Genomic DNA, 8,163 nt, shown 5'->3' with positions numbered 1-8,163 from the left:
GAGCCGCAAACCAGCACCAGCGCCCCAATTATCCTTGCACCGGGTGCGACGACGACAACCACTCCGTGACGACGGACCTTGTGCGGGAAAGACAGACCAAGGGCGGGTACAAGCGACCCGCCCTTGGTTTTTCTATCGTCGGCTGCGGCGATCGCGCTTCGATCCGGACCTGCCCGCATGTTGTCGCCTGATTGCCGTCCTGCCCCCTCAGCCCGCAGCTTTTGCCACGGGAACCGGCATTCGCCCATGCGCCCATGACCGCGCCGCCTCTCCCAGTGCGGTGAAAAGCGCATGCGACACCGGGTCTGCCGAAGCGTTCCATTCCGGATGCCATTGCACCGACAGCGTAAAACCCGGCGCGTCCTTGATATAAAGTGCCTCTGGCGTGCCATCGGGTGCGTAACCGTCAATAACCACCCGTGCACCGGGGCGTGAAATGCCCTGCCCGTGCAGCGTGTTGGTCATCACCTCATCCGCGCCCATCAGGGCGGCGAACACGCCCCCGGTAGTAAAGCGAACGCAATGACGCAGGGCGAATTTCTCCTCGATTGTGCCATCGGGTGGCATCCGGTGGTTCATCCGCCCCGGCAGATCGCGAATTTCCGGATGGAGCGCGCCGCCCATCGCGACATTCACCTCTTGAAAGCCCCGACAAATCCCCAGAAACGGCTGCCCCCGCTCTACGCATGCGCGCACCAGCGGCAGGGTGATCGCATCGCGGTGCCGGTCAAAATCACCATGGGCCGGGGTTGGTGCCTCACCGTATTCGCTGGGGTGGACATTGGGGCGACCACCCGTCAACAAAAAACCATCACACAGCGACAGCAACTCCTCCATCCCGACGAGGTTCGGGTCAGATGGAATGATGATCGGCAAACATCCGGCGACCCGCGCAATGGCGTCGGAATTCATCGCGCCGCCAGCGTGAACCTGATAGCTGTTGTTGATCAGATTGGTATTGCCGATGATGCCGATGACCGGTCGCCGCATCGCAGATGCCACAGCTACAGGTTTCATCGCGCCCCCGATTGAAAAGGTGAATTTGGCGCAGGATAGGCCAGTGGCACCCAAAGGTGAAGGAAATTCCCATCCGCTTTCACGCACAGGTGATTTGCCTTCCTCCGGGGGGAAGCCCGGCAGATGGCACGGAATTTCAAAGGAGAATCGAATGAAACACATCCCGCTGACCCTGCTGCTTTGCCTGCCGCTTCCTGCGCTGGCCCAAAGCACCGACCATTCCATGCAGCACTCCGGCGATCAGAGCGCCGCTTCGCAAGCCTTTGCCGCAGCAAATATGCGGATGCACGAAGCCATGGCCGTGCCGTTGACCGGGGATGCTGATGTCGATTTCATCACCGGGATGATCCCACATCATCAAGGTGCGGTGGAAATGGCCCGCATCGTTTTGCAATACGGCCACGATCCGGAAGTCCGTGCCTTGGCCGAAGGCGTCATTGCAGCGCAGGAGGCAGAGATTGCCTGGATGCAGGACTGGCTTGCAAAGCATTGATCCGGGCTGGGTTGTGATGGATTAAGGCGTGACAATTCCCGCTGACTGTTCAACAACAGGGCAACCGGACGCAGGGGGCGCAGCATGATCAGAACCTATTATCTTGACAACAACACGCTGCGCCCCGATGCCGCCGATCTTGTGGCCGCAATCTGGATCGACATCTGTTCGCCGGGTGAAAAGGAGCAGGCGGAGATTGAGGACACGCTTGGTCTTGATATCCCGACCCAACCGGAGATGGAGGAAATCGAGATTTCCTCGCGGCTTTATACCTATGAAAATGCAGCCTTCATGACCGCGATCCTGCCCGCCAATTCCGATGGCGGCAATCCGGACATGGGGCCAGTGACCTTCATTCTGACGAAAACCCATGTTATTACAGTGCGCTACCATGAGCCGCGCGTGTTTTCGACCTTCGCGCCCCGTGCGCTTACCACCCGGCAGGAAATCAAAGGGCCGCTAGATTTGCTGGTGGCCCTGCTGGAGGCGGTGATAGACCGCCAAGCCGATATTCTGGAACGCGCCGCGCGCAACATCGACTTGCAATCGCGTGAGATATTTATGCCTGCTGTCAAAGGCAAGCCACGGGATTATCAGGTCATTCTGGAAAAGATCGGTCAAATGGGGGTTTTGGGCTCCAACATCCGCGACAGCCTGTTGACGATGGAACGGCTTACGTCATTTCTGGGTCAAATCCTGCTTAAACATGATGTTGATGCCGACCTCAGGGAACGCGGCAAAACGCTTGGCAGTGATGTGAAGTCCCTGGCCGACCACGCGAATTTCTTGTCCGACAAGATCACCTTCCTGTTGGATGCGACATTGGGGATGATCACGATTGAACAGAATGGCATCATCAAGATATTCTCGGTTGCGGCAGTGATTTTCCTGCCGCCAACGCTGATCGCCTCGATGTACGGGATGAACTTCACCCATATGCCTGAATTGCACTGGGATTACGGGTATCCCTATGCCATCGGTTTGATGGCGCTTTTTGCGGTTCTGCCATATCTTTTTGCGAAGTACAAAAAATGGCTCTGATCTTGAAGTGATGGATTAAGTTATCTACGCAACACATTCAGTCAAAATATAATTTTGTTTCTTTGACCGCGAAGCTGTATCGCGCGTGATCGGTCTCGCAACTCGCCCGGACCAGGGTTTGCGCATATTGCACATGCCAGGTTTGCAGCGCCACCGGATGCGGATCGGCAAAGCCGCGACAGGTCAATACCGCGACGTTCGGCGCATGATCGGGATGACGGACCGAGGCATAGCGGATCGCCTCTCCGCCCGCCGCGCGCAAATTGTCGGCAAGCATCAGGCAATCGCTGTAATCAAGCGGGGCCATCCAATCCCCCGCGCCGCGCCACGGCGCTTCGGTCAGATCCAGCATCAGTGGCACCTTGATATCAGCGGCGACAGCGCTGTATTCAATCGCCTTTCGCGGCAGCGGTGTCGCCGTAGAGGCGCCGAAGAACCGCAGCGTTCCCCAGATCATTTCGCAAAGCGCGGTCAGCGGCGCCTCTGACCCGTACCAGACGCCCGGCGTGCGGCCCTTGCGGCGAAAGCGTGAATCCTTGGGGTAGCAACCGTAGCGGAACGGCGACCAGAACTGGTAGTCGAGATGCCGACATTCCTCCGGCACCGGCGGCTTGCTGTCTTCCAGCATCGCCTCCAACAGATCATGTTCGGCAAAGGTGTCGACGATTCGGATGGTGGATGATCGGTACTGCCCTTCGATGATCCGCCATAAAACCCGCGCGTAAGGCGCAAGCGTTCCTTCAAACGGGGGCACGCGCGGCATCCAGATAGTTCATCACGTCAATCAGGCCCGCTGCTGTGGTGATCAGCTCTTTCGGCGCGGCCCCCAGATCCGAATTCGGGTTCGCCATCCAGCCCCGGATCACTGCCGCCTCCCCCCCCGCAATGGCGTCGAGCGAGCGGAACAGGCGGATCACGCAAAGCGCAAGTTCCAGCGGCTTGCCCTCCAATGCAAAGCCACCGCCTTTCATGCGGCTGACGCTCGGCTCAGACACGCCGATCGCATGGGCCAGATCGCGCTGCGTCAGCCCCAATTCGCGCGCGGCGTTAAAGACAGCCTTGGCAGCCACGCGGCCCGGCGCATGGCTGATATCGGTTTTGAGAGCGGTGTTCGTGGACATGACATATTTCTCCTGAAAGAAGGTATAACATAATTTCCACAGAAATCAAGCCTGCCCCTGCACCCAGGCCGAGGACAGCGCCTTCGTCGCTGCCAGAACGCCGCCTTCCCCGTGCGCGATGTCAAGCGCCTGCATCCCCGCCTCCATCACCGCCAGAACCCCCAGCGTCATATGCGCGTTGACATGCCCCATATGCGCCACCCGCAAAAACCCGTGCCACGCCGCATCACCCGGTAACGCCATGCCAAGCCCGATGCCAAGCGTAACGCCGGCCTGCGTTTCGCACCATTCGCGCAGGCGGGTTGCATCATTGCCGCCGATCCGCGCCGCCGTAACCGAACAGCCGCGATCGCGCGCATTCGCGACATTCATCGCAATCGCAGGGTTGCCTTTGGACCAAACCTCGAACGCCGCCCAGACTGCGCCCGCAAGTGCGCGGTGCCGCGCCCAGACATTGGCCATGCCCTCCTCCTCCAGCATCAGCAGCGCCTCTGCCAAGCCGTAAAGGTGATGCGTCGGCGCGGTGCCGTTGAAATACTGCCAGAACTCCGTGCCATTGGCGCGCGGCTCCCAATCCCAATAGGGCGTGCGCAGGTCATTGCCGCGACAGCGTTCCCGCGCCCGGTCCGAGAACCACAGCACCCCGAGGCCCGGCGGCGTCATCAACCCCTTCTGGCTGGCCGCAACCGTGACATCAACGCCCCAATCATCCATCCGGTATTCGTCGCAGCCGATGGACGCGATGCAATCCACCGCCAAAAGCGCTGGATGCCCGACCGCATCCAGAACGCCGCGCAGGCTCGCGATATCGGTCTTGATGGAGCTGGAAGTATCAACCTGCGTCGTCAGCAATGCCTTGATCTTGTGGTCTTTGTCAGCCCGCAGCGCCGCCTCCACGCGGCCAAGGTCGACGGGTGAGGACTTGCCAAAATCCAGCAACTCCACATCCACGCCCAAGGCGCGGGCGGATTCGGACCATCCGATGCCAAAGCGACCAACCGCCAGCACCAGTGCCTTGTCGCCCTTGCTGAAGATATTGCAATTCGCTGCTTCCCAAGTGCCATGGCCGTTGGCGATATAGATCGCACTGTTTTGCGACGTTCCCGCCACGGCTTTCAATCGCGGCCAAATCCCCGCCACCACGTCATGAATTTCACCGCCATAAATGTTCGGCCCGGCGCGGTGCATCGCGCGCAGCACCCGATCCGGCATGACCGAAGGGCCGGGAATGGCAAGATATGAGCGACCATTGGCAAGCGAGAGAGAGGGGGACATCGGCTGACTTTCCATGACAATACCCCGCAATTGCTAGGCCCGCCACCCGTCCGCGTCAACACCCCGCCGCTTGCAGGTCTGGCACTTTCCACGATAGACCGGAAACCATGCAGAATAATTCCTGGCAGACACCGTGAGCACCGCAAAGCACGAAACACCAAACTACCGCTCCTCCCGGCTGTTCGGGCGACTTTGGGCCGGATATCTGCGGCATTACAAAGCGCTTATGGCGCTGGCCTTCGCGGTGATGGTGGTTGAAGGGTCCACCTTGGGGGCGCTCAGCTATCTGCTCAAACCCTTGTTTGACAAGGTGTTCACCCCCGGCGGCGAAGACGCGCTGATCTGGGTCGGTTTTGCCATTCTGGGGCTGTTCGTGCTGCGCGCGATTACCTCCATCACCTCCAAAACCTTGCTGACCACAATTGCGCAGCGGTCATCCTCGGCAATGCAGGTGGATTTGCTGCGCCATATCCTGACGCTCGACGCCGGTTTTTTCCAGACCAACCCGCCCGGCGCGCTGATTGAACGGGTGCAAGGCGACACGCTGGCAGTGCAAGCGGTTTGGGCTAATGTCATTACCGGGGTCGGACGTGATGCCATTTCGCTGATCGGGTTGTTCGCGGTGGCCCTGTCGATTGATCCGGGTTGGACATTGGCGGCGCTGATCGGAGCACCCTTGCTGATCGCGCCGGCGCTGGTGATCCAACGCTATATCCGCCGCAAAACCGCCGCGATGCGCAATGACGCCGGCAGCCGCGCAACGCGACTGGATGAGGTGTTCCACGGCATTCAGGCGGTAAAGCTGAACCGGATGGAGGATTACCAGACCAGCCGCTTTCAGGAGATCGTGAACCGGTTGGTCCGGGCCGAAATCAAGATCGTCCTAAGCCGATCCACCATTCCGGCGCTGGTCGATGTTGTCACCGGCTTAGGGTTTTTCGCGGTGTTGATGCTCGGCGGCAGCCAGATCATCGAAGGCGAACGCAGCATCGGTGATTTCATGGCGTTCTTTTCGGCCATGGCGCTGACCTTTCAACCCCTGCGCCGGATGGGCGATATGGCGGGGTTCTGGCAGACGGCAGCAGCGAGCCTTGAGCGGTTGTTCAGGTTGTTTGATACGCAACCTGCTGCGCGCCCTGCGGCAACCGGCACGCTGCCGCGTGCGGGTGACGCACCGGAGATCGCGCTGGACGCGGTGAATTTTTCCTATGGCGATCAGACCATCCTGCACGGGCTTTCCTTCACGGCTCCGGCGGGCAAGCTGACCGCCTTGGTCGGCCCATCGGGCGCAGGCAAAAGCACGGTGTTCAACCTGCTGACTGCAATGGCGCAGCCGCAATCGGGGCGGATTACGTTGGACGGGGTGGATATCAACACCCTGCCCTTGCCGCTGTTGCGTGGGCAATTCGCGGTGGTGACACAGGATGCCGCCTTGTTCGATGAAACCATCCGCGACAATGTGATCCTGGGGCAAGCGGTGGGCGATGACAGGCTGCAAGACGCCTTGCGCGCCGCCCATGTCACGGAGTTTGTCAATGCGATACCATTGGGCCTTGATGCGCCCGCAGGACCACGCGGATCAGCCCTTTCAGGCGGGCAACGCCAACGGGTGGCCATTGCGCGGGCGTTGTTGCGTGATGCCCCTGTATTGCTGCTCGATGAGGCGACAAGCGCGCTGGATGCGCAATCCGAGGCTTTGGTGGCCGAAGCGATTGCCACTGCCGCCACCGGGCGCACCACGCTTGTCATCGCGCATCGTTTGGCAACCATCCGCGAGGCCGACCTTATTTTGGTAATGGATCAGGGCCGCGTCGTCGATCAAGGCACGCATGAAGAACTTTTGGCCCATTCCGGGCTGTATGCCGACCTGTGCAAGTTGCAATTCCAATCCTGAAAGGCCGTCCCGATGCAAGGTGAAGCCACCCCGAACCGCCGCCTGACCGAGATATTCGGTAAAGATGCACTTACCTTCCTGCAAGGCATGGTCAGCAATGATGTGCTGCCGCTTGGCAAAGGGCCGGGGATCGTCTGGGCCGCGCTGCTGACACCGCAAGGCAAATATCTGGCGGATTTCTTTGTGGTCAACACCGGCGCGACGCTGCTGCTGGATATGCCGGAGGTGCTGGCCGATGCGACCCTCAAACGGTTGTCGATGTACCGGTTGCGCGCAGATGTCACCCTTACCCCCAGCGCGCTGCATGTGACGCGCGGAGTGGCTGACGCGCCCGCAGGTGCCCTGCCCGATCCGCGCCACGGCGCACTTGGCTGGCGGCTCTATTCGGATTTCACTGGCTCGGCGGCCGCGATTGATTGGGACAATATCCGGGTGGCGCATGTGATCCCGGAAAGCGGGATGGAGTTGATCCCGGATGAAAGCTACCTGCTGGAAATGGGCTTTGAACGCCTGCACGGCGTCGATTTCCGCAAGGGCTGCTATGTCGGGCAGGAGGTCACTGCGCGGATGAAACACAAAACGGAATTGCGCAAAGGGCTGGCGCAGGTGCGGGTTCTGGGCGACGCGACGCTCGGCGCCGAGATTTCGGCGAATGGCAAACCTGTCGGCCAGCTTTTCACGCGCTCGGGCGATCTGGCTTTGGCCTATCTGCGCTTTGACCGCGCAACGGGTGAGATGCAGGCGGGCGAGGCCAAAGTAACGCTCGCCTGACCCGCAACGGAATTTTCGTCGAAAATTCAGATTTCCGGGTGAAGAATCGCAAATGCCTTTCAGGCGCGTTCGGAATATTCCATCAATTCCGTGTGAACGATGATATCTTCATCCACCCCGATGAACGGCGGGATCATGATCCGCACGCCATTATCCAGAATCGCCGGTTTGAAACTGTTGGCAGCGGTCTGACCCTTCTGCACCGGTTCGGTCTCGACAATCCGGCAGGTCACCTTCTGCGGCAGGCGCATCGACAGCGCCTCATCACCGTAATATTCCACCGTCGCCATCATACCATCCTGCAAGAACGGCCGACGATCCCCCAGCAGGTCCGCAGGCAGTTCGATCTGCTCATAGGTCTCATTGTCCATGAACACCAGCATCCCATCGGTTTCATAAAGGAATTGCTGGTCCTTGTTCTCCAGCGTCACCTTTTCCACCTTATCCTCGGACCGGAAGCGTTCGTTCAATTTGCGGCCATCGCGCAGGTTCTTCAATTCCACCTGCGCAAAGGCACCCCCCTTGCCCGGCTTTACATGGCTGACCTTGAC

10 protein-coding genes are annotated in these 8,163 nt (G+C 59.9%); 5 read left to right on the top strand and 5 right to left on the bottom strand.

Annotation, left to right across the window (positions count from 1 at the left end):
• A partial coding sequence (locus L0H65_RS09945; protein ID WP_301458718.1) for a hypothetical protein occupies positions 1-191 on the top strand: 191 nt, incomplete at its 5' end.
• Positions 192-207: 16 nt separating this feature from the next.
• On the opposite strand, the gene L0H65_RS09940 is transcribed toward L0H65_RS09945, so the two are convergent.
• The gene (locus L0H65_RS09940) at positions 208-990 is read right to left on the bottom strand and encodes a gamma-glutamyl-gamma-aminobutyrate hydrolase family protein (RefSeq protein ID WP_301458720.1); all 783 of its coding nucleotides are present in this window, start codon (positions 988-990) and stop codon (positions 208-210) included.
• 178 nt (positions 991-1,168) lie between these two features.
• Between L0H65_RS09940 and L0H65_RS09935 the strand changes: the two genes are divergently transcribed.
• Entirely contained in the window at positions 1,169-1,510 is a 342-nt protein-coding gene (locus L0H65_RS09935) for a DUF305 domain-containing protein (RefSeq protein WP_301458717.1), read from the top strand.
• A gap of 84 nt (positions 1,511-1,594) precedes the next feature.
• Complete coding sequence (locus L0H65_RS09930; protein WP_301458716.1) at positions 1,595-2,551, top strand: magnesium transporter CorA family protein; 957 nt, start codon at positions 1,595-1,597, stop codon at positions 2,549-2,551.
• A 37-nt stretch (positions 2,552-2,588) separates the two neighbouring features.
• Here L0H65_RS09930 and L0H65_RS09925 read toward each other — a convergent pair whose 3' ends face one another.
• The 3 genes from L0H65_RS09925 to L0H65_RS09915 are packed head-to-tail and all read right to left on the bottom strand — an operon-like array spanning position 2,589 to position 4,947.
• On the bottom strand, positions 2,589-3,314 hold the full coding sequence (locus L0H65_RS09925) for an RES family NAD+ phosphorylase (RefSeq protein WP_301458715.1): 726 nt from the start codon (positions 3,312-3,314) through the stop codon (positions 2,589-2,591).
• The gene (locus L0H65_RS09920; protein WP_301458714.1) at positions 3,292-3,672 is read right to left on the bottom strand and encodes an antitoxin Xre/MbcA/ParS toxin-binding domain-containing protein; all 381 of its coding nucleotides are present in this window, start codon (positions 3,670-3,672) and stop codon (positions 3,292-3,294) included. Before L0H65_RS09920 ends, L0H65_RS09925 begins: the two co-directional genes overlap by 23 nt.
• Positions 3,673-3,717: 45 nt before the next feature.
• The gene (locus L0H65_RS09915) at positions 3,718-4,947 is read right to left on the bottom strand and encodes an alanine--glyoxylate aminotransferase family protein (RefSeq protein WP_301458713.1); all 1,230 of its coding nucleotides are present in this window, start codon (positions 4,945-4,947) and stop codon (positions 3,718-3,720) included.
• Positions 4,948-5,173: 226 nt separating this feature from the next.
• On the opposite strand from L0H65_RS09915, the gene L0H65_RS09910 reads away from it, so the two are divergent.
• Positions 5,174-6,841, top strand: a complete 1,668-nt coding sequence (locus L0H65_RS09910) for an ABC transporter ATP-binding protein (protein ID WP_301458719.1) — start codon at positions 5,174-5,176, stop codon at positions 6,839-6,841.
• Between the two features lie 12 nt (positions 6,842-6,853).
• Positions 6,854-7,612: a folate-binding protein YgfZ gene (locus L0H65_RS09905; RefSeq protein WP_301458712.1), complete on the top strand. Its 759-nt coding sequence runs from the start codon at positions 6,854-6,856 to the stop codon at positions 7,610-7,612.
• A gap of 59 nt (positions 7,613-7,671) precedes the next feature.
• Here the strand turns inward: L0H65_RS09905 and efp are convergent.
• Positions 7,672-8,163, bottom strand: a 492-nt coding sequence (gene efp / locus L0H65_RS09900) for an elongation factor P (protein ID WP_301458711.1), incomplete at its 5' end; no start/stop codon positions are given.

Origin of the sequence: Pseudorhodobacter sp., from assembly GCF_030452865.1 — a bacterium.
GTDB lineage: Bacteria > Pseudomonadota > Alphaproteobacteria > Rhodobacterales > Rhodobacteraceae > Pseudorhodobacter.
This window is presented reverse-complemented; position numbering and strand designations above follow the sequence as displayed.

What these genes read in the sequence shown, in the direction of transcription:
- L0H65_RS09905 (WP_301458712.1), top strand. Translation starts at nt 6,854, where the DNA reads ATGCAAGGTGAAGCCACCCCGAACCGCCGCCTGACCGAGATATTCGGT.
- L0H65_RS09915 (WP_301458713.1), bottom strand. Translation starts at nt 4,947, where the DNA reads ATGTCCCCCTCTCTCTCGCTTGCCAATGGTCGCTCATATCTTGCCATT.
- L0H65_RS09935 (WP_301458717.1), top strand. Translation starts at nt 1,169, where the DNA reads ATGAAACACATCCCGCTGACCCTGCTGCTTTGCCTGCCGCTTCCTGCG.
- L0H65_RS09930 (WP_301458716.1), top strand. Translation starts at nt 1,595, where the DNA reads ATGATCAGAACCTATTATCTTGACAACAACACGCTGCGCCCCGATGCC.
- L0H65_RS09910 (WP_301458719.1), top strand. Translation starts at nt 5,174, where the DNA reads ATGGCGCTGGCCTTCGCGGTGATGGTGGTTGAAGGGTCCACCTTGGGG.
- L0H65_RS09940 (WP_301458720.1), bottom strand. Translation starts at nt 990, where the DNA reads ATGCGGCGACCGGTCATCGGCATCATCGGCAATACCAATCTGATCAAC.
- L0H65_RS09920 (WP_301458714.1), bottom strand. Translation starts at nt 3,672, where the DNA reads ATGTCCACGAACACCGCTCTCAAAACCGATATCAGCCATGCGCCGGGC.
- L0H65_RS09925 (WP_301458715.1), bottom strand. Translation starts at nt 3,314, where the DNA reads ATGCCGCGCGTGCCCCCGTTTGAAGGAACGCTTGCGCCTTACGCGCGG.